23 protein-coding genes and 1 riboswitch are annotated in these 25,984 nt (G+C 68.1%); of the genes, 12 read left to right on the forward strand and 11 right to left on the reverse strand.

All coding sequences use genetic code 11. From position 1 onward, the window contains the following. Window positions 1–4 precede the first annotated feature (4 nt). Window positions 5–640, forward strand: coding sequence for a TetR/AcrR family transcriptional regulator (locus HWY37_RS08050; protein WP_175205840.1), 636 nt, complete (start codon window positions 5–7; stop codon window positions 638–640). 39 nt (window positions 641–679) lie between these two features. On the opposite strand, the gene HWY37_RS08055 is transcribed toward HWY37_RS08050, so the two are convergent. The 4 genes from HWY37_RS08055 to prfB all read right to left on the reverse strand — a co-directional run bounded on the left by HWY37_RS08055 (window position 680) and on the right by prfB (window position 4,450). Further along, window positions 680–1,000 (reverse strand): preprotein translocase subunit TatB, encoded by a 321-nt coding sequence (locus HWY37_RS08055; RefSeq protein WP_176088305.1) that lies wholly within the window; start codon window positions 998–1,000, stop codon window positions 680–682. Between the two features lie 15 nt (window positions 1,001–1,015). Next, entirely contained in the window at window positions 1,016–2,539 is a 1,524-nt protein-coding gene (gene lysS / locus HWY37_RS08060) for a lysine--tRNA ligase (protein WP_176088306.1), read from the reverse strand. A 10-nt stretch (window positions 2,540–2,549) separates the two neighbouring features. Next, complete coding sequence (locus HWY37_RS08065; RefSeq protein WP_175205843.1) at window positions 2,550–3,305, reverse strand: SDR family oxidoreductase; 756 nt, start codon at window positions 3,303–3,305, stop codon at window positions 2,550–2,552. Between the two features lie 40 nt (window positions 3,306–3,345). After that, window positions 3,346–4,450 (reverse strand): peptide chain release factor 2 gene (gene prfB / locus HWY37_RS08070; protein WP_175205844.1). Its coding sequence is split into 2 segments (ribosomal slippage): window positions 3,346–4,368 and window positions 4,370–4,450, totalling 1,104 coding nucleotides; the frame shifts between segments, so codons are not numbered across the junction. A gap of 256 nt (window positions 4,451–4,706) precedes the next feature. Between prfB and HWY37_RS08075 the strand changes: the two genes are divergently transcribed. Beyond that, on the forward strand, window positions 4,707–6,017 hold the full coding sequence (locus HWY37_RS08075) for an MFS transporter (RefSeq protein WP_175205845.1): 1,311 nt from the start codon (window positions 4,707–4,709) through the stop codon (window positions 6,015–6,017). A gap of 114 nt (window positions 6,018–6,131) precedes the next feature. Here the strand turns inward: HWY37_RS08075 and recJ are convergent, their stop codons facing one another. After that, window positions 6,132–7,832 (reverse strand): single-stranded-DNA-specific exonuclease RecJ, encoded by a 1,701-nt coding sequence (recJ, locus tag HWY37_RS08080; protein WP_176088307.1) that lies wholly within the window; start codon window positions 7,830–7,832, stop codon window positions 6,132–6,134. Beyond that, complete coding sequence (locus HWY37_RS08085; protein ID WP_176088308.1) at window positions 7,814–8,758, reverse strand: hypothetical protein; 945 nt, start codon at window positions 8,756–8,758, stop codon at window positions 7,814–7,816. Before HWY37_RS08085 ends, recJ begins: the two co-directional genes overlap by 19 nt. Before the next feature lie 178 nt (window positions 8,759–8,936). Here HWY37_RS08085 and HWY37_RS08090 point away from each other — a divergent pair, with 178 nt between their 5' ends. Genes HWY37_RS08090 through HWY37_RS08100 form a run of 3 tightly spaced genes read left to right on the forward strand, consistent with a single transcriptional unit; the run spans window position 8,937 to window position 11,710 of the window. Then, window positions 8,937–10,169 carry a lipoprotein-releasing ABC transporter permease subunit gene (locus HWY37_RS08090; protein WP_246302243.1) on the forward strand — a complete coding sequence of 411 codons (1,233 nt, stop codon included), beginning with the start codon at window positions 8,937–8,939 and terminating at the stop codon, window positions 10,167–10,169. Then, the gene (locus tag HWY37_RS08095) at window positions 10,162–10,851 is read left to right on the forward strand and encodes an ABC transporter ATP-binding protein (RefSeq protein ID WP_175205849.1); all 690 of its coding nucleotides are present in this window, start codon (window positions 10,162–10,164) and stop codon (window positions 10,849–10,851) included. Before HWY37_RS08090 ends, HWY37_RS08095 begins: the two co-directional genes overlap by 8 nt. Window positions 10,852–10,891: 40 nt before the next feature. After that, window positions 10,892–11,710, forward strand: a complete 819-nt coding sequence (locus HWY37_RS08100) for a TatD family hydrolase (protein WP_176088309.1) — start codon at window positions 10,892–10,894, stop codon at window positions 11,708–11,710. A gap of 50 nt (window positions 11,711–11,760) precedes the next feature. Here HWY37_RS08100 and HWY37_RS08105 read toward each other — a convergent pair whose 3' ends face one another. Together HWY37_RS08105 and HWY37_RS08110 are read right to left on the reverse strand one after the other, a co-directional pair. Further along, complete coding sequence (locus HWY37_RS08105; protein WP_175205851.1) at window positions 11,761–13,152, reverse strand: sensor histidine kinase; 1,392 nt, start codon at window positions 13,150–13,152, stop codon at window positions 11,761–11,763. After that, window positions 13,152–13,865, reverse strand: a complete 714-nt coding sequence (locus HWY37_RS08110) for a response regulator transcription factor (protein ID WP_175205852.1) — start codon at window positions 13,863–13,865, stop codon at window positions 13,152–13,154. Before HWY37_RS08110 ends, HWY37_RS08105 begins: the two co-directional genes overlap by 1 nt. Before the next feature lie 212 nt (window positions 13,866–14,077). On the opposite strand from HWY37_RS08110, the gene HWY37_RS08115 reads away from it, so the two are divergent. The 5 genes from HWY37_RS08115 (at window position 14,078) to HWY37_RS08135 (ending at window position 19,869) form a co-directional block, all read left to right on the forward strand. Then, a complete protein-coding gene (locus HWY37_RS08115) occupies window positions 14,078–16,096 on the forward strand; it encodes a ligand-gated channel protein (RefSeq protein WP_176088310.1) in 2,019 nt (672 codons plus the stop codon). Window positions 16,097–16,138: 42 nt separating this feature from the next. After that, entirely contained in the window at window positions 16,139–17,092 is a 954-nt protein-coding gene (locus HWY37_RS08120; protein ID WP_176088311.1) for a siderophore ABC transporter substrate-binding protein, read from the forward strand. An 80-nt stretch (window positions 17,093–17,172) separates the two neighbouring features. After that, on the forward strand, window positions 17,173–18,117 hold the full coding sequence (locus tag HWY37_RS08125; protein ID WP_176088497.1) for an ABC transporter permease: 945 nt from the start codon (window positions 17,173–17,175) through the stop codon (window positions 18,115–18,117). Next, complete coding sequence (locus HWY37_RS08130) at window positions 18,110–19,096, forward strand: iron chelate uptake ABC transporter family permease subunit (RefSeq protein WP_176088312.1); 987 nt, start codon at window positions 18,110–18,112, stop codon at window positions 19,094–19,096. Before HWY37_RS08125 ends, HWY37_RS08130 begins: the two co-directional genes overlap by 8 nt. Continuing rightward, a complete protein-coding gene (locus tag HWY37_RS08135; RefSeq protein ID WP_176088313.1) occupies window positions 19,093–19,869 on the forward strand; it encodes an iron ABC transporter ATP-binding protein in 777 nt (258 codons plus the stop codon). Before HWY37_RS08130 ends, HWY37_RS08135 begins: the two co-directional genes overlap by 4 nt. Here HWY37_RS08135 and HWY37_RS08140 read toward each other — a convergent pair. The 3 genes from HWY37_RS08140 to HWY37_RS08150 all read right to left on the reverse strand — a co-directional run bounded on the left by HWY37_RS08140 (window position 19,859) and on the right by HWY37_RS08150 (window position 23,857). Continuing rightward, window positions 19,859–21,970, reverse strand: coding sequence for a 5'-nucleotidase C-terminal domain-containing protein (locus HWY37_RS08140; protein ID WP_176088314.1), 2,112 nt, complete (start codon window positions 21,968–21,970; stop codon window positions 19,859–19,861). The genes HWY37_RS08135 and HWY37_RS08140 overlap by 11 nt on opposite strands. Before the next feature lie 107 nt (window positions 21,971–22,077). Then, a complete protein-coding gene (thiM, locus tag HWY37_RS08145) occupies window positions 22,078–22,899 on the reverse strand; it encodes a hydroxyethylthiazole kinase (protein WP_175205859.1) in 822 nt (273 codons plus the stop codon). Between the two features lie 68 nt (window positions 22,900–22,967). Then, window positions 22,968–23,097, reverse strand: a riboswitch (TPP riboswitch). A 28-nt stretch (window positions 23,098–23,125) separates the two neighbouring features. After that, the gene (locus HWY37_RS08150) at window positions 23,126–23,857 is read right to left on the reverse strand and encodes a GntR family transcriptional regulator (RefSeq protein WP_176088315.1); all 732 of its coding nucleotides are present in this window, start codon (window positions 23,855–23,857) and stop codon (window positions 23,126–23,128) included. A 216-nt stretch (window positions 23,858–24,073) separates the two neighbouring features. On the opposite strand from HWY37_RS08150, the gene HWY37_RS08155 reads away from it, so the two are divergent. After that, window positions 24,074–24,943, forward strand: a complete 870-nt coding sequence (locus HWY37_RS08155) for a fumarylacetoacetate hydrolase family protein (RefSeq protein ID WP_176088316.1) — start codon at window positions 24,074–24,076, stop codon at window positions 24,941–24,943. Beyond that, window positions 24,936–25,934, forward strand: coding sequence for an ornithine cyclodeaminase family protein (locus tag HWY37_RS08160; RefSeq protein WP_176088317.1), 999 nt, complete (start codon window positions 24,936–24,938; stop codon window positions 25,932–25,934). Before HWY37_RS08155 ends, HWY37_RS08160 begins: the two co-directional genes overlap by 8 nt. Window positions 25,935–25,984: the final 50 nt, after the last annotated feature.

Below are 25,984 nucleotides of genomic sequence, written 5' to 3' on the forward strand. Positions count from 1 at the left end.
GCTCATGGAGAAAATCCGGGAAGCCGCGGAAGGACGCGACGAGGGGACGGAATCCGAACGCCGGCGGGAGGTGATCCTGACGGCGGGCCAGCTCTTCTGCAAGCACGGGTACGAACGCACCACCGTGCGCGAGCTGGCGCGGGCCGTGGGCTTGCAGTCCGGCAGTCTGTTCCACCATTTCCGCAGCAAGGAAGAGATCCTGGTGGCGGTGATGAACAATGGCATCCAGGAAGTGATCGACGACGGCGAACGCGCGCTGGCGCGCTACCAGGCGCCGGCGGACCGGCTGGCGGCGCTGTTTCGCGTGCACATGTGGAGCATGCTGCACGGCGCGGGCGGCGATGCCATGAATGCGCTGGTGTACGAGTGGCGCAGCCTGTCCGCGCCCAGCCAGGCGGTGGTCAAGTCGCTGAGCGACCGCTACGAGGCGATGTGGCAGGACGCGGTGGCGGCGGCGGTGGCGGCGGGGCTGCTGCAGGGCGACGCGCGCGTCATCAAGCGCTGCGTGCTGGGCGCGATGAACCTGACGGTGCAGTGGTACAAGCCGGGCGGCCGCTTGCGGCCTGCGGAGTTCATCGACGCGATGTTGCAGGCGTCGCTGCCGTCCTTGCCGGCGGGCGCGGGCAGATGGCCCGAATAGGGCCTGCACGGCCGCCGATGGGAACGAACGAGCCGGGCGTCAGCCCCGGCGCTTGAAGAACGCGCCCACGGCACAGATGACGCCCAGCGCCAGCAGGGAACCGGCCACGGGCAGCAGGAAGTCCACCTGGCCGTGATAGCCGCCGCCCGTGACGCCGCCGGCGACCCCGCCCGCCCACAGCAGGAAGGTCATCACGGAGGCAGCCACCGCGATCGCGGTGGCGATGCACAGCGCGATGAAAACCGGCCGGCGCTGCCGCGCCGCCGGATAGGAGGATGCGGGCTGGGCGTTGCGGGGCTGTTTGATCCAATAGATCAGCCCCGCCACGACCAGCAGCAGCATCATGATCTTGAACATCATGATGCGGACCGCCGTTTAGTCTTCACGGCGCAGGTGCGGGAACAGGATGACGTCGCGGATGCTGGGGCTGTCGGTCAGCAGCATGACCAGGCGGTCGATGCCGATGCCGCAGCCGCCCGTCGGAGGCATGCCGTATTCCAGGGCGCGGATGTAGTCCGCGTCGTAATACATGGCTTCCTCGTCGCCCGCGTCCTTGGCCTCGACCTGCGAACGGAAGCGCTCGGCCTGGTCTTCGGGATCGTTCAGCTCCGAGAAGCCGTTGGCGATTTCGCGGCCGGTCATGAAGAGCTCGAAGCGCTCGGTGATGCCCTCGCGGGTATCGGAGGCGCGCGCCAGCGGCGAGACTTCCACCGGGTAGTCGATGATGTAGGTGGGGTTCCAGAGCTTGGCTTCGGCGGTCTCTTCGAACAGCGCCAGTTGCAGCGCGCCCAGGCCGGCGCGCGACAGCACCGGGCCGTCGGCGTCGGCGCCCAGCTTCTTGAGCTCGGCGCGCACGAAGGCCGGATCGTCGAGCTGCGCCTGGGTGTAGCCGGGCGCGTACTTGAGGATGGCTTCGCAGATGGTCAGGCGGTCGAACGGCTTGCCCAGGTCCAGCTCGCGTTCCTGGTAGGTCAGAACGGCGCTGCCGGTGGCCGAGATGGCGGCCTGGCGGATCAGTTCTTCCGTGAAGTCCATGAGCCAGCGGTAATCCGCGAAGGCCGCATAGAACTCCATCATGGTGAATTCAGGGTTGTGGCGCGGGCTGACGCCCTCGTTGCGGAAGTTGCGGTTGACTTCGAAGACGCGCTCGAAGCCACCCACGATCAGGCGCTTGAGGTAGAGCTCGGGCGCGATGCGCAGGAACATTTCCATGTCCAGCGCGTTGTGGTGCGTGACGAAGGGCTTGGCCGCCGCGCCGCCCGGGATCGGGTGCAGCATGGGGGTTTCCACTTCGAGGAAGCCCGCGTTCAGCATGAACTGGCGGATGCTGCCCACAGCCTTGCTGCGCGCCTCGAACGTGCGGCGCGTGGCGTCCGTCATGATGAGGTCGACGTAGCGCTGGCGGTAGCGCAGTTCCTGGTCGGCCACGCCGTGGAACTTGTCGGGCAGCGGGCGCAGCGACTTGGACAGCAGGCGGGCGTTGGCAGCGTGCACCGACAGCTCGCCCTTGTTGGTCTTGAAGACCGACCCTTCGATCGCGATGATGTCGCCGATGTCCCATTGCTTGAAGGCGGCGTAGCTGTCTTCGCCCAGGGTGCCGCGGTCCAGGTAGATCTGGATGCGGCCGGTGCTGTCCTGCAGCGTGGCGAAGCTGGCCTTGCCCATGACGCGCTTGAGCATCATGCGGCCGGCGACCTTGACGTTGACGGGGTTGGCGGCGAGGGCTTCCTGCTCCTGGCCGTCGTACTTGTCATGCAGGGCCGCGGCGCGGGCGTCGGGGACGAAGTCGTTGGGGTACGCGACCCCGGTTTCGCGCAGTTTGGCCAGCTTGGCGCGCCGTTCGGCGATCAAGCGGTTTTCGTCCTGGGCGGGCGCCGGAGTGGTCGAGTGGTCGGTCATGGTCGGGAGATCAGTCGTAATTGCGGATGTCGTCGATTTCGGTCGTGCCGAAATCTTCGCGATCCAGGTAGGCGAGGATGCGGGAGGCCACGTTGGCGGGCGAGGACAGCTTGCCGGTCGCGTGGAACTCCTGGAACTTGGCCAGCGCCGGGAAGCTTTCCGGATCGCTGGAACGGATGGCGACCTGCATGTCGGTGTCGACGATGCCGGGGGCCAGCGCGACGATGCGCGCGCCGTCGGCGCCTTGCTCCGCCTTGACCACGCGCGAGTACATGTCGAGCGCGGCCTTGGTGGCGCAGTAGACGCCCCAGCCGGCGTTCGGGTTGCGGCCCGCGCCGGAGGAGATGTTGAGCACGCGGCGGTCGGCCTTGAGGTCTTCGACCGCGGCCAGGAAGCGCGCGGTGAGCAGCATGACGGCGCTGACGTTCAGGTTGAAGGCGGCGGTGATGGCCGCGCCGTCGACCAGGGCGTCGGTGCCGGCGATGGGGTGCACCGTGCCGGCGTTGTTGATCAGCAGATAGCGGCTGGCATCGCGCGGCAGCGACGCGCAGATGCGCTGCGCCGCCGTCTCAACGGCGTTCAGGTCCGACAGGTCCACGGACAGCTGTTCCAGCTGCGCGTCCTGCGAACGCGCATAGGCGGCCAGTTCGGGATCTTCACGGCGCGCCAGCGTGATCAGGCGCGTGCCCGGTTTGGCCAGGCCGCGCGCCATGGCGGCGCCGATGCCGCGCGATGCGCCGGTGAGAATTGCGATGGTGTCGGACATTCGTGAACCTCTGGATGCGTTGAGGGGAGTATCGCGAAACTTAGATGCCTTGCTTCAGGCTGGCCTGGATGAAGGGATCCAGGTCGCCATCCAGCACTTTCTGCGTGTTGGAAATTTCAACGTTGGTGCGCAGGTCCTTGATGCGGCTCTGGTCCAGCACGTAGGAGCGGATCTGGTGGCCCCAGCCCACGTCGGTCTTGGAGTCTTCCAGCTTCTGCTGCTCGGCCATGCGGTTGCGCATTTCCAGTTCGTAGAGCTTGGATTTCAGCATCTGCATCGCTTCGGCGCGGTTGCGGTGCTGCGAACGGTCGTTCTGGCACTGCACCACGATGCCGGTGGGCATGTGGGTCAGGCGCACGGCCGAGTCGGTCTTGTTGATGTGTTGGCCGCCCGCGCCGGAAGCGCGGTAGGTGTCCACGCGCAGGTCGGCCGGGTTCACTTCGACTTCGAAGGACTCGTCGACTTCCGGGTAGACGAAGACGCTGGCGAACGAGGTGTGGCGGCCGCCCGAGGAGTCGAACGGGCTCTTGCGGACCAGGCGGTGCACGCCGGTTTCCGTGCGCAGGTAGCCGAAGGCGTACTCGCCTTCGATCTTGATGGTCGCGGACTTCAGGCCGGCCACGTCGCCTTCGGATTCTTCCAGCACTTCGGCCTTAAAGCCCTTGCGCTCGGCGTACTTCAGGTACTGGCGCAGCAGCATGGAGGCCCAGTCCTGCGCTTCCGTGCCGCCGGCGCCGGCCTGGATGTCCAGGAAGCAGTTCAGCGGGTCGGCCGGATTGGAGAACATGCGGCGGAATTCCAGCGCTTCCAGCTTTTCCTGGAAGGCGTTGGCATCCCCTTCCAGGGATTCGAGGGTGGCATCGTCGTCGTCGGAGGCGGCCATCTCGAACAGTTCGTTCGAGTCCGCCAGGCCCGTGCCCAGGGCGGTGAGCGTTTCCACCACGTCTTCCAGGGCTTTCTTTTCACGGCCCAGGTCCTGGGCGTGCTTGGGGTCGTTCCAGACCGCCGGGTCTTCGAGCTCGGCGTTTACGACTTGCAGGCGTTCAGCTTTGGCATCGTAGTCAAAGATACCTCCGTAGAGCCTGTTCGCGCTCCGCGTAATCGGCGAGGCGGGCTGCGAGCTGGTTCTGACGTTCGGCTTCCATGATGATCCTGTCCTGATGACTTTTGTGCGAAACCAAGCATTTTACCGTGCTTGGGCCAAGTGCGCGGCCGCATCGCAGGAAGGGGGACGGATCGGGACGCAGACGTCCCCCCCGGCGCGGACCCGGGCCGTTCAGTTTTTCGTCAAGCGAGGGGTTCTAGGCTGGGGGTAGCGGGCCAACCGTCCCTGATCGGGACGGCCGTACCGCTACGGTACCGGCGCAGCCGGCCTATCCCGACAGAGGAATGGAGACATAGATGGAAAATGCGATGGCCCCCGGGGTTTCGCCGGCGATCCCGGCGTCTGAGGAAGACCGGATCTACCGCAAGGTAGGGTGGCGCCTGGTGCCGCTGCTGGTGGTTTGCTACGTCGTGGCCTACCTGGACCGCGTGAACGTGGGTTTTGCCAAGCTGCAGATGCTGCAGGAGCTGCAGTTCAGCGAAACCGTGTACGGGCTGGGCGCGGGCATCTTCTTCATCGGCTACTTCATCTTCGAGATTCCCAGCAACATCATCCTGCACAAGGTAGGGGCGCGGATCTGGATCGCGCGCATCATGATCACGTGGGGGATCATTTCCGCCTGCATGATGTTCGTGACCAGCGTGCACATGTTCTACATCCTGCGCTTCCTGCTGGGTGCGGCCGAGGCCGGGTTCTTCCCCGGCATCATCCTGTACCTGACCTATTGGTATCCGGCGGCGCGGCGCGGCCGCATCACCACCTTCTTCATGACAGCGGTGCCCATGTCCGGGCTGATCGGCGGCCCGATCTCCGGCTGGATCATGAGCACCTTCCACGGCGACCACGGCCTGTCGGGCTGGCAATGGCTGTTCCTGCTGGAGGGCATTCCTTCCGTGCTGATCGGCGTGCTGGTGCTGATCTACCTGGATGACCGCATCAACAAGGCCAAATGGCTGACCGCTGCCGAAAAAGCCGTGCTGATCCGCAACATCGCGGCCGAGGAACAGCAGAAGGAAGACCCGCCGATCCGCGCCGCGCTGGCCAAGCCGCGCGTCTGGGCCATGTCGCTGATCTACTTCTCGTTCGTGATGGGGTTGTACGGCGTGGGCTTCTGGATGCCGACCCTGATCAAGGGCACGGGAGTGCAGAGCCCGCTGGCCATCGGCCTGCTGACGGCGGTGCCCAACCTGTTCGCCGTGATCGGCATGATCCTGATCTCGCGCAACTCGGACCGCCACCGCGAGCGCCGCTGGCACGTGGCGCTGCCCGCGCTGTTCGGCGCGCTGGGCCTGTTGTTTTCGGCTATCTGGAGCGGCAACACGGTGCTGGCCATTGCGGCGCTGACGGTGGCGAACATCGGCATCTGCACGGTGCTGCCGCTGTTCTGGAGCCTGCCCACCGCCTTGCTCGGCGGCACGGCCGCGGCGGCCGGCATCGCGCTCATCAACTCGGTGGGCAACCTGGCCGGTTTCGTCAGCCCCTACCTGGTGGGGTGGCTGAAAGATGTGACTGGCACCACCAATACCGGGTTGTACATGTTGTCGGGCTGCCTGGTGGTGGGGGCGCTGGTGGCTTTGGCGCAACCCGCGAAACTGGTGAACAAGTAGGCTGAGCGCTGCGCGGGCGGACAAGGAAAGAAACCCTGGTCCGCATCGTGCGAAATCCGTCAAGCAATGCCCCGGCTCCCTTCCAGGCGCCGGGGCATTGTCCTTCCAGGCACCTCAGCCCGCGTGCTCGATGACGAGCTGCACCGACACCATCCCGTTCCACACGTTCTGCTCCAGGCGGTAAGCCGCCTGGATGTGTTCGGGCAGCGACTGGTCGTGGCCGAACCAGATGGCGTCGAAGCGCTGGTGGCCGCGTTCCAATGACAGCTTGAGGTGTTTTTCACCGACCAGGCGCTGGTTGCGGACCACGAATTCGTCCAGGAACAGCGGGGCGGCGAAGCCGGCGCCCCAGACCTGCTGCTGCAGCATGCCGGCCACGTCGGCGTTGGCATAGCCTGATTCCAGCGAACCGTCGGTCTCGATCACCGGCTCGAAGGTATCGCGGCCCGTCAGTTCGCGCACGGCGGCGTCGAAGGCGGGCGCGAAGGCGGCGAAATCCTCGCGACCCAGGGTCAGGCCGGCCGCCATGGCGTGGCCGCCGAACTTGCGGATCAGGTTGGGATGGCGCTTGGACACCAGGTCCAGCGCGTCGCGCAGATGCACGTCGGGGATCGAACGGCCCGAACCGCGGATTTCGTCGTCGCCCGCAGGCGCGAAGGCCAGCGTCGGACGCCAGAATTTTTCCTTCAGGCGCGAGGCCACCAGCCCGACCACGCCCTGGTGCCAGCTCGGATCGAACACGCAGACCGTGGCGCCGCCGGCCGCATTCGGTTCTTCCATGGCGGCCAGCGCCTGCTCGCGCATCTCGGCTTCGATCGTGCGGCGTTCTCGGTTGATGTTGTCGAGCTCGCGCGCCATTTCCAGCGCCTGCGCCTCGTCGTCGGTGGTCAGGCAGGCGATGCCCAGGCTCATGTCGGCCAGGCGGCCCGCGGCGTTGATGCGTGGGCCGAGCGCGAAGCCCAGGTCGAAACCGTTTGCCGCGCGCGGCTCGCGGCCGGCCACGGCGAACAGCGCGCGCAGCCCGGGCTGCAGGCGTCCGGCGCGCATGCGCTGCAGGCCCTGGGTCACCAGCAAGCGGTTGTTCGCGTCCAGCTTGACCACGTCGGCCACGGTGCCCAGCGCCACCAGGTCGGACAGCGCGTCCAGGCGCGGGCCGCCGTCGGCCGCGTAGACGCCGCGACGCCGGAGCTCGGCGCGCAGCGCCAGCATCATGTAGAAAATGACACCCACGCCCGCCAGGTTCTTGGACGGAAAACCGCAGCCGGGCTGGTTGGGGTTGACGATGGCCAGGGCGGCGGGCAGCGTGTCGCCCGGCAGGTGGTGGTCGGTGATCACCACGCCGATGCCGGCCTCGTTGGCCGCGGCCACGCCGTCGACGCTGGCGATGCCGTTGTCCACCGTGATGATGATGTCGGGCTTGCCGGCGCGATGTCGTACCGCCAGGTCGACCACGGCGGGCGACAGGCCGTAGCCGGTCTCGAAGCGGTTGGGCACCAGGAAGTCCACGTCGGCGCCCATGGCGGACAGGGCGCGCAGGCCGACCGCGCAGGCGGTGGCGCCGTCGCAGTCGTAGTCGGCCACGATCAGCAGCTTTTTGCCAGCTTGGATGGCGTCGGCCAGCACGCCCGCGGCATGGGCCGAATGCGTCAGGCCGGCGGGCGGCAGCAGGGACGGCCAGGCCAGCCGGGTCTGGTCGGGGTGGGTGACGCCGCGGGCCGCCCACAGGCGGGCCAGCAGGGGATGGATGCCCGAGGCTTCCAGGACGCGGCAGGCCTCCAGGTCGGGGGTGCGGACGGTTAAGCGGGGTGAGACCACCAGGCGCTCCAGTTTTTCTTGGGTGCGGGCAGCAAGCCGAGCAGGCCCCCGCGCGGTTTCAGGGTAAGGGCGACCTTGCGGTCCGAGCCCAGCAGCAGCAGTTCGGCGGGCGCCGCCGGCAAGCCGTGCTTGCCGGCCAGCGGGCGCAGATGCTGCGAGTCCAATGCGGCCAGTTCATCCAGCCAGGTAGCCCAGTCGCCCGCCCGTTCGGGGGCGTCCAGGCTGGTCAGCACCTGCGCCGGCGTCGGCCGGGCCGGCGTCCAGGGCATGCCTCCGCCATACAGCCACAAGGCGTTGACCGGGGGCAGGCCGCGGGCGGCACGGGCGTCGTTGACGGGATGCTCGTGCCAGGCCATCTGTATTTCATTGAGCAGCCGGCGCCACGGCCGCGCTTCCGCGTCCTGGCGCCACCAGTCGTTCAGCCGCTGTCCGGCCACGGCCAGCGGACTGGCGGTCTGCGGACGCAGGCCATCAGGCAGGCGCAGGCGCCAGCGTTCGGGCGACAGCGCTTCGACCGCGAAGCCGGTGCCCTCGAACAGGGGGCGGGCGGTGTCCAGCAGCGCGGCCGTTTCCTCGGCGCGCAGGTCCATCATGCCGGGATCCAGCAGGGTGGCCTGGTCGGTGCCCAGGGCCAGATGAACCAGCTCGGCCAACCAGACGGGGCCGCTTTCGCCCGCTTGCGCGCCGGCCAATAGCGGCCCCACCCCGGCGCCGGGCGGTAGGCCGGGTTCGGGGACGTAGCCCGCGCGCTCCAGTTGCCAGGATTCGAAGGCCGTGCAGCCGTGGGCGCGCAGGTCGTAGGCCTGGGGGCGGGCGGCGCCGGCCTGCAACCAACCATGCAGCGTGGGCGCGCGTTCAGGCAACAGCTTGGCCAGTTCGGCGGCGACGGGAAGGGCGGGCAGGGCGCCCGGAATGACGATCAGCATGGGCGCGATTGTAGTCCGGGCCAGCCAGGGGAACTAAGCGGCGTCCGCGGCTGCCATAGCTTGAAACGCCTGGTCTCCGACACGCACATCCGCGGCGCGGAATCCAGGCGGTTAATGCCATAATGCGCACGTGCTGAAAATACCCTACGAACTATGGATAGGCGCCCGCTACGCCGGGCTGGCCCGAATCCGCCAGCGACGCGGCCGCCGCGATCGCTTCATTTCCTTCATCGCCGCCAGTTCCATGGCGGGCATTGCGCTGGGCGTCGCCGCCCTGATCGTGGTGCTGTCCGTGATGAACGGCTTCCAGAAGGAAGTGCGCGACCGCATGCTGTCGGTGCTGCCGCACATCGAACTCTATATTCCGGGGGCTGCGCCCGAGCGGGTGCTGGAGAGATGGCAGGAGTTCGCTTCCGCCGCCGAGAAGAATCCCGAGGTCAAGGCCGGCGCTCCGTTCGTGGCGGCGCAGGGCATGCTGGTGCGCGGGCAGGCCCTGCGCGGCGTGCAGGTGCGCGGCATCGATCCGCAGACCGAAGGCAATGTGTCGGACCTGCCGCGCCAGATGGTGTCGGGCAAGCTCACCGACCTGAAGCCCGGCGGTTTCGGCGTGGTGCTGGGCAATGAGCTGGCCGACGGCATGGGCGTGAAGCTCGGCGACACGCTGCTGATGATGGCGCCGCAAGGCTCGATCAGCCCGGCGGGGTTCACGCCGCGCATGCGCCAGTTCACCGTGGTGGGCGTGTTCTCGTCCGGCCACTATGAATACGACTCCTCGCTGGCCTTCGTCGACGACGAGGACGCCGCCCGCGTGTTCCGCGACAGCGGTACCGCCGGCGTGCGCCTGCGCGTGGCCGACATGCAACGCGCCCCGGAAGTGGCGGCCGAGCTGCAGAAGGTGCTGCCGCCCTACATGATGGCCAGCGACTGGTCGCGCAACAACCGCACCTGGTTCGCGGCCGTGAAGACCGAAAAGCGCATGATGTTCCTGATCCTGGCGCTGATCGTGGCCGTGGCCGCGTTCAACCTGCTGTCGTCCCTGGTCATGGCCGTGAAGGACAAGCAGTCAGACATCGCCATCCTGCGCACGCTGGGCGCCGGGCCGCGCGAAATCGCCCGCATCTTCCTGGTGCAGGGCGCGCTGATCGGCGTCATCGGCACGCTGCTGGGCGTGGCGGGCGGTATCCTCATCGCCTACAACGTCGACGTGATCGTGCCTTTCATCGAGCGCCTGCTGGGCGTGCATTTCCTGCCGCGCGAGGTCTATTTCATCAGCGCCTTGCCGTCGGATCCGCAGGTGGGCGACATCGTCACCATCGGCCTGACCTCCCTGGTGCTGTCGTTGCTGGCGACCCTGTATCCCAGCTGGCGCGCCTCGCGCCTGCAACCCGCCCAGGTGCTGCGCCATGACTGACAATCTGACTCCCGCGCTGCAGGCCGAAAACATCGTCAAGGTCTACGACGAAGGCCCCGCGCGCATCGAGGTGCTGAGCAACGTCAGCCTGTCGGTGGCGCGCGGCGAAATGGTCGCCATCGTCGGCGCCTCGGGTTCCGGCAAGAGCACGTTGTTGCATATCCTGGGCCTGCTGGACGTGCCCACCAGCGGCTCCGTGTCGGTGGACGGCCAACTCGCCGTCGGCCTTTCCGAGAGCCGCAAGAGCGCGGTGCGCAACCGCTGCCTGGGCTTCGTCTACCAGTTCCACCACCTGCTGCCGGAGTTCTCGGCGCTGGACAACGTGGCGATGCCGCTGATCGTGCGCCGCGAGAACCGCGACAAGGCGCGCGAGGCCGCGCATGAGGTCCTGAGCCTGGTCGGCCTGGCTGCCCGCGAAGGGCATTTCCCGGGCCAGCTGTCCGGCGGCGAACGGCAGCGCGTGGCGCTGGCGCGCGCGCTGGTCACGCGCCCCGTCTGCGTGCTGGCCGACGAGCCCACCGGCAACCTGGACCGCCACACCGCGCACAATATGTTCGAGCTGCTGACGCGGGTGAACCAGGAATCCGGCACGGCGTTCGCCATCGTCACGCACGACCCGGAACTGGCCGCGCGCGCCGACCGCCAATTGCTGATGGAAAACGGCCGCCTGGTTTCGGGATAGGCCGGCGCGGGTGGATAATCCGGGCAAGGAGGTCGCGCCCATGCTGATCGATACCCACTGCCATCTGGATGCCGCCGAGTTCGACGCCGACCGCGAGCAAGTGGCCGACGACGCCTGCGAGGCGGGCGTCCAGTCCATCGTGATCCCGGCCGTCGAGCGGGCCAACTTTTCCGTGGTGCGCGAACTGGCCGCCAGGACCGCCGGCGGCGCCTATGCGCTGGGCATCCATCCCCTGTACGTGCAACGGGCCGCCGACGCCGACCTGGACGCGCTGCGCGCGGCCGTCAAGGAATCCCTGGGCGATCCCCGCTTCGTCGCCATCGGCGAGATCGGCCTGGACTTCTTCGTGCCCGAGATCGCCAGCGGCGAACCCCGGGAACGCCAGGAACGCTTCTATGCCGCGCAGCTGGCGCTGGCGGCCGAGTTCCACCTGCCGGTGCTGCTGCACGTGCGCCGCTCGCAGGACATTCTCTTGAAGTACCTGCGCCGCCACCCGCGCATCGGCGGCATCGCGCATGCCTTCAACGGCAGCGCGCAGCAGGCGCAGGCCTTCATCGAGCAGGGCTTCGCGCTGGGCCTGGGCGGCGCCATGACCTACGAGCGCGCCCTGCAGATACGGCGCCACGCGGTGGACGTGGACCTGTCGCACCTGGTGCTGGAGACCGACGCGCCGGACATACCGACGGCATGGCTGCATGAACCGCAGCGCCGCAACGCGCCGGCCGAGCTGGCGCGCATCGCCGCCACGCTGGCGGAACTGCGCGGCATCACGCCCGCGCAGGTGGCGCATGCCACGGCGGCCAACGCCATGCGCGTCCTGCCGCGTCTGCCGGCCGCCATCCTGGCCGATTCCGACTGAGCCATCCCGGCCTGAGCCGCTTCGGCTGACGCGCCCCGTCCGAATAGCCTTCAGGCCGGCAGGCGCGGCAGTTCCAGTCGCACGCCCAGCCCTTGCGGCGACAGGTTGCGGGCCGACATCCTGCCCTTGTGCGCGGCCACCGCGGCCTGCGCGATCGACAGGCCCAGGCCGGCGCCGCTGCCGGGCTTGCGCGCGCCGGAGGCGGTGCGATAGAAGGGCTCGAACAAGGATTCCAGTTCTTCCGCGGCCACGCCCGGCCCGCGGTCTTCGATTTCCAGCCTGGCCTCGCGCTGGTTGGATTGCAGGTGCACGCGGATGGCGCTGTGCGCGGGCGCGAAACGCAGGGCGTTGCGCAGCACGTTCTCGATGGCGCTGGCCAGGCTGCAGCGGTCGCCAACCAGGGGCACCGGCGCCTGCTGCCGCCACTCGATGCTTATTTGCCGGCCGCTGGCCTCGTAGCGCGCATCTTCGACCACGTCGGACACGATCTCGGCCAGGTCCAGGGTCTCGGTGGGCACGGGCAGGGCGCCCAGGCGGGCAAGCCTCAGGGTATTGCCGATCAGCGCGTCCAGGCGCTCGCATTCAAGTTCGATGCGGTCCAGCTGCAGGTCCTGGCGTTCGTCCTTGCGCCGCGCCAGTTCGGCCGCCAGTCGCAGCCGCGCCAATGGCGAGCGCAATTCGTGCGCGATGTTGTGCAGCAGCTGTTCGCGCGTGTCGACCAGGGCCTTCAGGCGGTCGGCCATGGCGTCGAAGTCGCGCGCCAACAGGCCCAGCTCGTCCTTGCGCCGCGCCAGCCTGGCGGGCGTGTGCGCGTCCAGGCGGCCGGCGGACAACGCGTGCGTGGTCTGGCGCAATTGGGCCAAGGGCGCGGTCACGTGGCGGCTCAGGGCCCAGCAGAACGGCGCGGTCACGGCCAGCGCGAACAGCATCAGCGCCAGCGCGACGGGCGACAGGGCCAGCAATTCCCAATGCGACGAGTCGAAGGGCAGGAACAGCATCAGCAGGACCGATCCGTCGGGCAGCAGCAGCTTCTGCGGCTCCCACCAGGAGACGCGCTCGCCCGTCGGATCGGCCGGCAGGTAGTCGGCCTTGGGCGAGCGGTCGGGCCCGGCGCGGTAGTCGACCAACCAGTCCTGCATGCGCGCGGGCAGGCTGCGGCCCAGGATGTCGGTGTCCTGGGCGTCCATGATGTAGATGTTCAGGGCCGAGTAGCGCCGGTCCATGGCCTGGACCCAGCGTTCCAGGCCGTCCGCGCCCTCGCTGCGTGCGATCTGCGCGGCGTCGCGCGTGAGGCTGGCGGGATTCAGGCCGTCCAGGGAATTAACGCGGTACCAGGCGACCGCGGCCGTCAGCAGCATGCCGCACACCAGGATGACGGCCATCGCGCCCCAGAAGGTCAGGAAGGCGCGCCAGAACAGCGAGCGGGCGGGCAGCCAGGCCATCAGTCCGCGCCCGCCAGCACGTAGCCCAGGCCGCGCAGATTGCGGATGGACAGCGCTTCCTCGCCGCCGTCCGGGCGCAGCTTCTTGCGCAAGGCGCTGATGTGGGTGTCGATACTGCGGTCGTAGCGGTCCGGCTTGCGGCCCAGCGCGTACAGGCCGATCTGGTCTCGTCCGACCACCTGGCCGGGCGTGCGCATGAGGATCTCCAGGATGCGCTGCTCGGCGCCCGTCAGCGCGATTTCGCTATCGCCCACGCGCAAGAGTCCGCTGGCCGTGTCCAGCGACACCGCGCCCAGCGCCAGGCCCGGCCGGGCGGTTTCCGGCGTTTCGTCGAAGCGCCGCAGCACCGCCGTGATGCGGGCCTTGAGCTCGCGCGGACTGAAGGGTTTGGCCAGATAGTCGTCGGCGCCGAATTCCAGGCCCAGCACGCGGTCGGTTTCGCCGCCGTGGGCGGTGAACATGATGACGGGCCGGCGCGAGCGCTGGCGGTATTGCTTGAGCAAGTCCAGGCCATTGCCGTCGGGCAGCATCAGGTCCAGCAGCACCAGGTCGTAGTCGTCCCGCGCGAGCAGGGCGGTCCCGTGCGCGCCGCTGTGGGCCAGCGTGAGCTGGCACTGACCGGATTCCAGATATTCGCGCAGCATCTGCGCGAGCTCGACGTCGTCATCGATCAGCAGGATGCGGCGAGTCGCCGGAGCGTGGGAAAAAAGCATGCGTGTCGTCGGTTCTGCATCCGGGAGTTTGGCTTATGGCCGCGGGCCGGAGTGTCAAGAAGTTCAAAGAAGATAAAAGTTGCGGAAAGCGTGTTGCTGGCTCCCGGCAGCTCCAATTCTAATATGAGAATGGTTTTCATTAATAAGTACGGGGCAGGACGGACGCCGCACGCGGGGTGCGGCGCAGGCCTGGGACGGGAGAGATTGGAATCATGAGCAGCAAAGAAACGGCCGGCGCGCGGCGCATTCCGGGTTCGCGCACGCAGCTGGCGGCAGCCTTGTGCGCCGCGGGTTTCGGCATGGCGCAACCGGCCTGGGCGCAGAGCGCCGATACGGCCAGGACGCTGGACACGGTGGTGGTGACCGCCTCGGGCTTCGAGCAGGAGATCCAGGACGCGCCGGCGTCGATCAGCGTCATCACCCGCGAGGACCTGGACAAGAAGTTCTACCGCGACGTCAACGACGCGCTGGTGGAGGTGCCGGGCGTCATCGTCACCGGCGGCGGCGACCGCCAGGACATCAGCCTGCGCGGCATGGGTCCCAAATACACGCTGATCCTGATCGACGGCAAGCGCCAGAATTCGCGTGAAACCCGCACCAATTCGGATTCGACCGGCGTCGAGGGCGGCTGGACCCCGCCGCTTTCCGCCATCGAACGCATCGAGGTGGTGCGCGGGCCGATGTCTTCCCTGTACGGTTCGGACGCCATGGGCGGGGTGATCAACATCATCACGCGCAAGGTGCCCGCGGAGTGGGGTGGCGAGATCCGGCTGGACACGACGATCCAGGAAAGCAGCAAATCGGGCGATATCTACCAGGGCAACTTCTATCTCGCCGGGCCGATCAAGACCGACCTGCTGGGCCTGCAGATCTATGGCCAGGCGACGCAGCGCGACGAGGACAACATCTTCGACGGCTACCGCAAGCGCAACTCGGACAGCGTCACGGCCAAGCTGGCGCTGACGCCCAACCGCGACCACGACATCGTGCTGGAAGCGACCACCATGCGCCAGAAGCTGCAGGAAACCCTGGGCAAGACGGTGGAGCCCCTGCCGCCCGGCGCCAGTTGCCCGCGCACCGGCTGCCCGGCGTCGTCGCAGACGGATTACCGCAGCAACAAGTGGGCCCTGTCGCATACCGGCCGCTGGGGCTGGGGCGTGTCGGACAGCTACGTGCAGCAGGAAGAGTTCGACAACCGCTCGCGCCAGATGAAGATCAAGAACCTGGACCTGCAGACCAGCTGGACGCTGCCCCTGGGCTCGCACATGCTGACCCTGGGGGGCAGCTATCTGAACCAGCGCCTGAACGACCAGACCGGCAACCAGCTGGCCAACGGCCCCAACAAGGTGGAGCGTTACCAGTGGGCCCTGTTCGCCGAGGACGAATGGCGCCTGACCGAAAGCTTCGCCGTCACCGGCGGCCTGCGCATGGACGAGGACGAGAACTTCGGCACGCATTTCAGTCCGCGCCTGTATGGCGTCTGGCACATGGCCGACCGCTGGACCCTGAAGGGCGGCGTGTCGACGGGCTTCCGCGCGCCCGACCTGCGCCAGACGGTGGCCGGCTGGGGCCAGGTCAGCCGCGGCGGCAATATGTACGGCAACCCGGATCTCACGCCCGAGAAGTCGGTGACCGAGGAAATCGGCATCTTGTACGACGACGGCGAAGGTTTCAACGCCGGGCTGACGGTTTTCAACAATGACTTCAAGGACAAGATCACCCGCGTGGCTTGCCCCTTGACCCAGTGCACCGACGGCCCGAACCAGTTCGGTTCGAACCCGACCACCTACATGAACGTGGACAAGGCCAATTCGCGCGGCGTGGAAGCCAGCCTGAAGCTGCCGCTGTCGCGCGACTGGTCGCTGACCAGCAGCTACACGTACACCAAGTCGGAGCAGAAATCCGGCCAGTACAAGGGCCAGCCGCTGAACCAGCTGCCCAAGCACCTGTTCACCACCACGGTGAACTGGCAGGCCTCGGACGCGCTGCAGGCATGGGCACGCGTGAACTACCGCGGCAAGGAAAGCCAGCCCATCACCGGCCCGTCGTCCTCGACGGTGGTGGCGCCTTCCTACACATTCATGGACCTGGGCGGTTCGTACCAGGTGAACAAGACCGTGGCGGTGTACGCGGGCATCTACAACCTGTTCGACAAGCAGGTTGCGTACGACGACTACGGCTATGTCGAGGACGGCCGCCGCTATTGGCTGGGCGTGGGCGTCAAGTTCTGAGAATGGAAGGGCGCCTGGCGCCCGCAACATGAAGAGGTAGGCATGAAGAAGCAAATGCAAACGGGCCGTGGCCGCCGCTGGTTCGCCCAGGCCGCAACCGCCCTGGCACTGGGCGCCGCGACGGCCGTGTGCGCCGCGCAGGCGACGCTGCCGGTCAAGCACGCGCGCGGCGAGACCGCCGTGCCCGTCAACCCGGCGAAGACGGTGGTGATGGACCTGGCCGTGCTGGATACGTTGCAGGCGCTGGGCGTGGAGGCGGCAGGCGTGCCCACCGTCGCCAAGTGGCCGCCGCAGCTGAGCCAGTACGCCGACCAGCGCTATCTGAAGGTGGGCACGATGTTCGAGCCCAACTACGAAGTGATCCACGCCGCCGCGCCGCAGCTCATCTTCGTGGCGGGCCGCTCCGCGCCCAAGTACGACGAGCTGTCCAAGCTGGCGCCCACCGTGGACCTGACGGTGAACGCCAAGGACCTGGTGGGCAGCGTCACGCGCAACACCGAAACGCTGGCCGCCATCTACGGCAAGCAGGACGTCGCCAAGACCAGGCTGGACGCCTTGCGCGCGTCCATCGCGGACCTGAACGGCAAGGCGGCCACGGCCGGCACCGCGCTGATCGTGCTGACCACTGGCGGCAAGATGAGCGCCTACGGCCCGGGTTCGCGCTTTGGCGTGATCCACGACGCGTTCGGCATCAAGCCGGCGACGACGGGGCTGAGCGTCTCGAACCACGGCCAGGCGATCTCGTTCGAGTTCATCGCGCAGACCGATCCAGACTGGCTGTTCGTGATCGACCGCGACGCCGCCATCGGCCGCGAAGGCGTCTCGGCCCAGCGCATGCTGGACAACGAGCTGGTGCGTCCGACCAAGGCCTGGAAGAACCAGCGCGTGGTCTACCTGAACGGCTTCAACTGGTATCTGCTGGGCAGCGCGGGCCTGACCGCCATGCAGCAGAACGTCGACGAGATCGCGGCCGCGCTGGCGGCGGCCAGGAAGTAAAGCCTGATGCTTGAGCGGCGGGAGTATCGCGGGTGAGCGGGAGGCAGTCGATAGGCGGTTGGGGCGGGCTGGCGGCGGCGATGGGCCTGCTGCTGGCCTTGTGCGCGGCCAGCGTCAGCCTGGGCGCGGGCCAGCTCAACCTGGCCGCGCTATGGAGCGGCAGCGATGAGGCGGAGCGCGCCTGGAGGCTGCTGATGGTCAGCCGGATACCGCGCACGCTGGCGCTGCTGCTGGCCGGCATGTCGCTGGCGGTGGCGGGGCTCATCATGCAGATGCTGGTGCGCAACCGCTATGTGGAACCCACCACGGCCGGCACCGTGGAGTCCGCCACCCTGGGCATACTGGTCGTCACGCTGCTGGCGCCGGACACGCCCGTGATCGGCAAGATGCTGACGGCCACAGGCTTCGCGCTGGCGGGCACCTTGCTGTTCCTGGCGCTGCTCAAGCGCGTGCCGCTGCGCACGCCTTTCATCGTGCCGCTGATCGGCCTGATCCTGGGCGGGGTGATCCACGCCGCCACTACCTTCGTCGCCTATCGCTATGACCTGCTGCAGTCGCTGCACGCCTGGACCACCGGCGATTTCTCCGGCGTGCTGCGGGGGCGCTACGAGCTGCTGTGGATAGGGTTCGGCCTGGCCTGCGCGGCCTATGCCGCGGCCGACCGCTACACCGTGGCGGGCATGGGCCGCGAATTCGCCGCCAACCTGGGCCTGAACCATGCGCGCCTGACGCTGGCCGGGCTGCTGATCGTGTCGGCGATTTCCGCCGTGGTGGTGGTGACGGCGGGCGGCATTCCCTTCCTGGGCCTGATCGTGCCGAACGCGGTCAGCCTGGTGCTGGGCGACAACATGCGCCGCTCCATCCCCTGGGTGGCGGTGCTGGGCGGGGTGTTCGTGCTGGCCTGCGACGTCATCGGCCGGCTGGTGATCCACCCTTACGAGATTCCCATCGGCACGGTGGTCGGCGTGCTGGGCAGCATCCTGTTCCTGTGGCTGTTACGCACGCGGAGGAACCGGCTTGGCTGAACTCGCAATCTCCGCCCCGGCGCCGGTCCGCGCGCCGCAAGCCTGGCGCCTGTGGCTGCTGGGCGCCCTGGCGCTGGCCTGTGCCGTGGCCTTCATGACGCTGGGCGCCAACGGCCAGTGGTCCTTCGTGATCCCGTTCCGCGGCGCCAAGCTGGCGGCGATGCTGCTGGTGGCCTACGCCGTGGCGGTGTCGTCCGTGCTGTTCCAGACCATCACGCACAACCGCATCCTGACGCCGGCCATCATGGGCTTCGACGCCCTGTACCTGCTGATCCAGGCGGTGGTGGTGTTCGGTTTCGGCCAGGCGGCCACGGCCGCCAGCCATCCGGTGGCGGCGTTCCTGCTGGAGGTCGGCGCCATGACGGCGTTCGCCTGCCTGCTGTTCCGCTGGCTGTTTTCGGACGCGGTGCGCAGCCTGCACCTGATGATGCTGGTCGGCATCATCTTCGGACTGCTGTTCCGCAGCCTGTCCAACTTCGTGGTGCGGCTGATCGACCCCAATGAATTCCTGGTGTTGCAGGACCGCATGTTCGCCAGCTTCAATTCCGTGCGCGTGGGCCTGCTGCCGATCGCGCTGGCCGCGGTATGCGTCGCGTCCCTGCTGGTGTGGCGCATGCGGCGCCGCTACGACGTGCTGGCGCTGGGCCGCGACATCGCCGTGAACCTGGGCGTGGACTACCGCCGCACGCTGATGCTGACGCTGGCGGCCGTCGCGGTGCTGGTGTCAGTGTCGACGGCCCTGGTGGGCCCCGTGACCTTCTTCGGCCTGCTGGTCAGCAACCTGGCCTACCACGCCATGGGGTCGGACCGGCATCGCCATACCGTGCCCGCCGCCGTCCTGCTGAGCGTGATCTTCCTGGTGGGCGGCCAGACGCTGCTGGAGCGCGTGCTCGGCCTGAATACCACGGTCAGCGTGGTGATCGAATTCCTGGGCGGGCTGATGTTCCTCGTCCTGATCCTGCGCAAGGGGCGCCGATGATAGAGATCCAGCAAGTCAGCAAGCATTATGGCGACAGCGTGGTCGTCGACGATGTCACCCTGTCCTTGCCCGCCGGCGGTGTGACGGCCATCATCGGCCCCAACGGCGCGGGCAAGTCCACGCTGCTGTCCATGGTCAGCCGGCTCCTGCCCCTGTCCGCGGGCCGCGTGCTGGTCGAAGGCCTGGACGTGAACAAGGCCGACAGCCACGAGCTGGCGCGCCGCCTGGCCATCCTGCGCCAGGACAATCACCTGCCGCTGCGGCTGACGGTCAGGGACCTGGTCGCGTTCGGCCGCTATCCGCACACCGGGGGCCGCTTGACGCTGGACGACAAGGCGCACATCGACCGGGCCATCGCCTACCTGAACCTGGAGGCCCTGGCCGACCGCCACTTGGACGAGATGTCGGGCGGCCAGCGCCAGCGCGCCTTCGTGGCGATGGTGCTGTGCCAGGACACGCGCTACGTGCTGCTGGACGAGCCCCTGAACAGCCTGGACATGAAGCACGCCGTCGCCATGATGGGCACCTTGCGCCGCGCGGCGGACGAGCTGGGCAAGACGGTGGTGCTGGTGCTGCACGACATCAATTTCGCCTCCACCTATGCGGACCGCATCGTGGCCTTGCGCGCCGGGCGCATCGCGCGCCAGGGGACTCCGGCCGAACTGATCCGGCCGGAGGTCCTGAGCGAGCTGTACGAGCTGCCGATCGAGGTGCACGAGATCGGCGGCCGGCGCATCTGCCTCTACTACCGCCAGGCCGCGGCTAGCGGCTGAGGTCCACCGAGTAGCGCGACAGCTGGGTCACCGGGTCCGGCGTGGCGTCGTGCACGGCGACGTTGTCCACGCCATGCGCCGCCGCCATGGCCAGCGTGCCGGGCACCGAAGAGAACACCACCGGACCCGCCAGGGCGCCCGTCTTGGCGAAGCGCCAGCTGCGGTCCAGGCCGTAGGTCGCCAGGTCCAGGTCGGGGTGCTTCTTGATGTAGCTGATCAGCACGTCGCGGCTGGCATCCGGCGCTTGCAGCACGATGTCGCCCTTGCCGCCGGCCAAGCCGGGGAAGTCGCCGCCGCCGCTGGCGCGGTAGTTGTTGGTGACCACCAGGAATTGCGCGGCCGGATCCAGCGGCGCGCCCTGATACGTCAGCTTCGTGATGCGCGAGCCCTTGGGCTTGGTCACGTCGATTTCGTACCGCAGGGTGTTGCCGGCGGCATAGAGCACGTCGAAGTTGAAGGTCGGGAAGCTGGTGTCGATCAGGTCCTGCGGCGCAACCTGGCCCGGGACGATCTGGCGGAACTGCTCGGCGGTCTTCTCCAGCCACTGGCGCACGATGTCGCCGCTGACCCGGACCACCTGCAGGGTGTTGGGGTACAGGTAGAGATCGGCGGCATTGTTGATGGCGATGTTGCCCTGCTTCACGTAAGTGAAGTCGCCAGGGCCGTTGCGCCCGCCCTTGAACGGCGCGGCGGCCGACAGGATGGGCAGGCCGCCATAGGCGGGCTTGTTCTTGGCGATGTAGTCCGACAGATAATCGATCTGCGCCATGTTCACGATCTGCAGCGCCGACACGTCGCCCGCCAGCGCGTAGTAGGTGGCCATGTCGAACCGGCTTTGGCCGATCGGCGTCTTGACGTAGGCGATGGTGGCGGCGTGTTCGGCCTGCACCAGCTGCTGCGCGGCGGCGTCGGGCTCGACGTAGGTGGCGGGCGTGGCGCCGTTCTGCGCCGTCAGGCGGGTGGAGATGCGCTGCACGCGCGTGGCGTCCTTCTGCACCTTCCAGCCCTTGTCGTACGCCAGCTTGAGCGTGATCTGGCCCAGGTTGTTGCCCCACTGGCCGGCCTGCACCGCGGGCACGCCGTTGATCAGGCCCTTCTCCAGGTCGATGCCGGGCTGGCCCGCGAATTGCGACTTGGCGTTGGTGTCGGGAAACAGCAGGTGCTGGTGGCCGGTGATCAGCGCGTCGATGCCGGGCACCTGGCTCAGATAGCCCGCGCCGTTCTCCATGGACGGGCTGTAGGCCGTGAGCATGTCGATGCCGCCGTGCGCCAGCGCCACCACCAGGTCGGCGCCCGCCGCCCGCATGTCGGGCACGTAGCGCTGCGCCGATTCCTTCCAGCCCGCGACTTCCACATGGCCTTCCAGATTGGCCTTGTCCCATTGCAGGATGGGCGGGGGCGCAAAGCCGATCACGCCTACCTTCAGCGCGACGTCGATCTGCTTGCCGGCGGGGTCCGTGGCCTTGAAGGTCTTGTTCAGCACGACCCAGGGCTTGAAGACGGGCTGCTTGCTCGCGGCCGAAATGACGTTGGCGGAAACGAAGGGGAAGCCCGGCGCCGCACAGTCCTTGGCGCCGGCCGGGTTGGTCTGGGCCGTGCCCTTGCCGATGCCGGCCAGTCCCAGGTCGGTATTCGTGACCTGCGACAGGAAGGGCAGGCCGTAGTTGAACTCGTGGTTGCCCAAGGTGGCCGCGTCATAGGCCAGCAGCTTCATCTGCTTGTAGATCGCCAGCATGTCGCTGCATTGCAGCGGCGACACCAGCGCCTGGTAGTCGGACAGGGCCGTGCCCTGGATGGTGTCGCCGTTGTCGAACAGCAAGGTGTTGGCGTTCTGCTTGCGCGCATTGGCGATCAGCGTGGCCGTGCGGTCCACGCCGTAGCTCTTGTCCTCGGCCAGCTTGTAGTAGTCGTAGCCCAGCACGTTGGCGTGCAGGTCGGTGGTGCCCAGGATCGCCACGTCCAGCGTGGAGCCTGCGGGCACGCCGACCTGCGGCGGGGTATCGGGCGTGTCGTCGTCATTGTCGCCTCCGCAAGCGGCCAGGCTTGCCAGCAACGCGGCGCTGGCGGACAGCGCAAAGAGCTTTCCAAGATTCGGCTTCACTGTCTTTCCTCCGGGTTTGAAGGAAAGGAATTCTGGGCAAGCCGTATGACCCGGCCGTGACATGGGGCTGGCTCATTGCCGGACCGGGCGCGCGCGTGGCGCCGGCGCTAGCGCAGCGGCGATTCGCGGGCGAGGCTGTTGGTTTCCAGGGCCGCCAGCGCATCCAGGAAGCGCCACGCGAACGAACCGGGGCCTTCGGCCGCAGTACCGGCGCGCCGGCCCGCGATGGCGAAGCACGACAGCGCCGCGACCGCCGCCGAATACGCGTCGTCCCGCGACACCGCCGCGAAGGCGCCGACCAGGGCGGTCAGCGCGCAGCCCGTGGCCGTGACGCGCGGCATCCAGGGCGAGCCGCCCTCGATGCGGACGGATCTGTTGCCGTCCGTGACGTAGTCGGTTTCGCCCGTGACGGCCACCACCGTGTTGCGGGCGGCGGCGATCGCGTGCGCGGATTGTTCCGCCTGCGCCACCGCGTCGCGCGCGTCCACGCCCTTGCTCGCGCTTTGTCCGCCGGCCAGCGCGACGATCTCCGAGGCATTGCCGCGGATGATGGCGGGCCGCAGGTCCAGCAGGCGCCGCACCGCGTCGCGGCGGAAGGCGGTGGCATGGTGCGCCACCGGATCCAGCACCCAGGGTATGCCGGCCTGGTTGGCCGACGCGGCCGTCAGCAGCATGCTGTCCAGCCAGGGCGAGGACAGCGTGCCGATGTTGATCACGACGGCGCCGCAGACGCGCGCGAATTCGGGCGCTTCTTCCTGGGCATGCACCATGGCGGGCGAAGCGCCCATGGCCAGCAGCACGTTGGCGGCGGTGTTCATGGACACGAAATTGGTCAGGCACTGCACCAGCGGCGCGTCGCGGCGCAGGGCGGCGAGCAGGTCGCGCGAGATGAGCGCCTGGGCGGAGGTATCGGATAGGGATTGCGGCATGCCGTCAGGTCCTGTCTGGGGATCCAGGCGGCGGGGAGGGGGAGCAGCGGCGCAACGGAATGTCGCAAGCCAGCGGTACGGCACCCTCCCTACGCCAGCATTGCCTGGATCAGGTTCAACGGGTTGCCGCGCTGCAGGGGCCTTGGGCCCGCGCTAGCGGCGTCTCGGCCTCTTGTCGAAGCGCCCCGGGTGGATATGGCTATGTTCTGGGCGGGTGCCGCGCTTGTCAAGCGCTGGCGTCGGACAGCATGGGCTGCGCGGGCAGGGCGCCGCGCAGCGATTGCAGCAGCACGCGCTTGTTCTCGCGGCTGCGGTAGGCGTGCTCGCGCATCAGGTTTTCGGCGCGCGCGGCCTCGCGGCGCGTGATGGCGCGCAGCAGGTCTTCGTGATCCGATTGCGCGCGCAGCACGAACGGCGTTTCCAGCAGCGACGGGGTGGACGGCAGGGTCAGCGCGGCCGGGCCGGCCAGCGGCGTCTTGTTGTTGTGTTCCAGCGCCGACAGCAGCGCCCGGTTGCCGGCGGCCTCGCACAGGATCTCGTGGAAACGCCGGTTGATCTGCCCCCAGGCGCGCGCGTCCACGGTCGTGTTGGGATCGCGGCGCGCGGGCGCCAGCAGGGCGCGTCCTTCCTCCACCGCCTGCGACAGCTGGTCCAGCACCTCCTGCGAGGCGCCGCGTTCGGCCAGCAGGCGCGCGGCCATGCCTTCGAGCACGCCGCGCACGTCGACCGCGTCGCCGATTTCGTCCACGGTGAAGGCGCGCACCCGGAAACCGCGCGAAGGCAGACGTTCCAGCAGCCCTTCCTTTTCGAGCTCGGTCAGGGCGATGCGCAGCGGCGTGCGGGACACGCCAAGCCGCGCCGAGAACTGCAGTTCCACCACGCGTTCGCCCGGCTGCAAGGCGCCCGAAAGCACCATGTCCCGGAGTTCCGAAATGACTTTGTCGATTTGTGCGGCCATGGCGAGGTGTGGGCGTGTCCTGGTCTGGAAGGGTTTTCAGTGTACCGTCAAAATTGCATGCAATGGGTCATAAAAAATCCAATCTGACCTTGCGATTTATCAAAATTGCATGCAATAATTCGGAAAAACAGCGGTTCAAGCACGGATAAGGCAAGAAATGCATGCAAAGAGATTCATCAATGCATGCCAATTGCCTAAGCAAGGACAGGAGACAACATGAAGCTCATCAGCTTCGATCAATCGGGCCGCAGCGCCTGGGGCGTGTTGCGCGGCACCGAGGTCGTGGTGCTGACGCAGGTCTGGCCGGATACGGTCGCGGCGCTGGAGGCGGGCGTGGAACAGATTGCGCGCGCCGCCGAAGCGCAAGACCAGCCCCGCGTGCCCCTGGCCGGGCTGCGGCTGCTGCCGCCGGTGGTGGCGCCGCGCAAGATCCTCTGCGTCGGTTTGAACTATGGCCGCCATGTGGCCGAAGCCGGGCGCGAGCTGCCCGCGCATCCCTCGCTGTTCGCGCGCTTCATCGATAGCTTCGTGGGCCACGGCGAGCCGATGTGGAAGCCGCAAGCGTCCGACCGCTACGACTACGAAGCCGAACTGGCCGTGGTCATCGGCCGGGGCGGCCGCCACATCGCCGCCGAAAACGCCCTGGAGCACGTGGCAGGCTACACCTGCATGGCCGAGAACTCCGTGCGCGATTTCCAGAAGCACAACGCGCAGGTCACGCCGGGCAAGAACTTCGAGCGCAGCGGCGCGCTCGGCCCCTGGCTGGTCACCGCCGACGAGATCGGCGATCCGGCGCGCCTGGAAGTCATTTCCCGTCTCAACGGCGAGCTCATGCAGCACGGCCAGGTGTCCGACCTGATCTTCCCCATTCCCGAGCTGATCGCCTATATCAGCAGCTTCACCCGCCTGTCACCGGGCGACGTGATCGCCACCGGCACGCCCGAGGGCGTGGGTTCCAGCCGCAAGCCGCCGCGCTTCATGCGCGCGGGCGACACGCTGGAAGTCGAGATCCCCGGCGTCGGGACGCTGGTCAACACGGTGGCGGACGAGCCCGCCGCCAACGAACAAGGAGACGCGCATGAGTGATGCGCTGCGGTACCTGACGGAACGGGACGTGGTCTCGGTGCTGGACATTCCCCGGGCGATCGAAGCCCTGCAGGCCATGCTGGTCGCGCAAGGCCGCGAGCAGGCGCGCAATCTGCCCAAGGCCCTGGCGACCTGGGGCGATGGCAGCTCGATGCATGCATTGGGTTCGGTGCAGACCGGCGCGGGCGGCTACGCGGGCTTCAAGACCTGGGTCCATACCAAGAGCGGCGGCGGTTCGCTGTTCAGCCTGTTCGACGCGGAGTCGGGTTTCCTGCGCGCCGTGATCGAGGCGCGCGCGCTGGGCATGCTGCGCACCGCCGCGATCAGCGGGGTCGCCACGCGCGCGCTGGCGCCGGCCGACGCCGCCTGTGCTGCACTGATCGGCACCGGGCCGCAGGCGGTCACCCAGCTGGCGGCGCTGGCCGCGGTGCGCGAGCTGCGCCGCGTGCGCGTCTACAGCCCGACGCCGGAGAGGCGCCGCGCCTTCGTGGCCAGCGTGCAGGGCAAGTACGGCTTCGACGTCGAGGAAGCGTCCAGCCTGGAACAGGCGCTGGCCGGCGCGGAGATCGTCACCCTGATCACGCGCGCCGTCGAACCTTTCGTGGACGCGGCCATGCTGGCCGACTGCAGGCACCTGAACGCCGTGGGCGCGATCCTGCCGGCCAAGGCCGAGTTCGCCCAGGACGTGTTCGAACGCGCGGACCGCGTAGTGGTGGACGACCTGGAAAACGCCCGCCGCGGTTCGCGCGAACTGCGCGAACGTTTTGGCGCCGACGGCGCGCCGTGGCAGGGCGTGAGCGTGCTGAGCGACCTGCTCGCCGCGCAAGAGGGCCGTCCGCAAGGCGCGCGCTTGACGATCTTCAAGGGCATGGGCATGGGCCTGTCGGACCTGGCGATGGCGCGCGTGGTGTACGAGCACGCCCGCGAGCACGGCTTGGGCGTGGCGCTGCCGCCCCAGACCCGCGAGAACCTGCTGCTGGCGCAGCCCTGAACCGAATTCGCATAACCGCAAGGCCGGCGCGAGGCGCCGGCGGCAAGAGG

It is taken from the genome of Achromobacter anxifer, assembly GCF_903652925.1.
Taxonomy (GTDB): domain Bacteria; phylum Pseudomonadota; class Gammaproteobacteria; order Burkholderiales; family Burkholderiaceae_B; genus Achromobacter; species Achromobacter anxifer.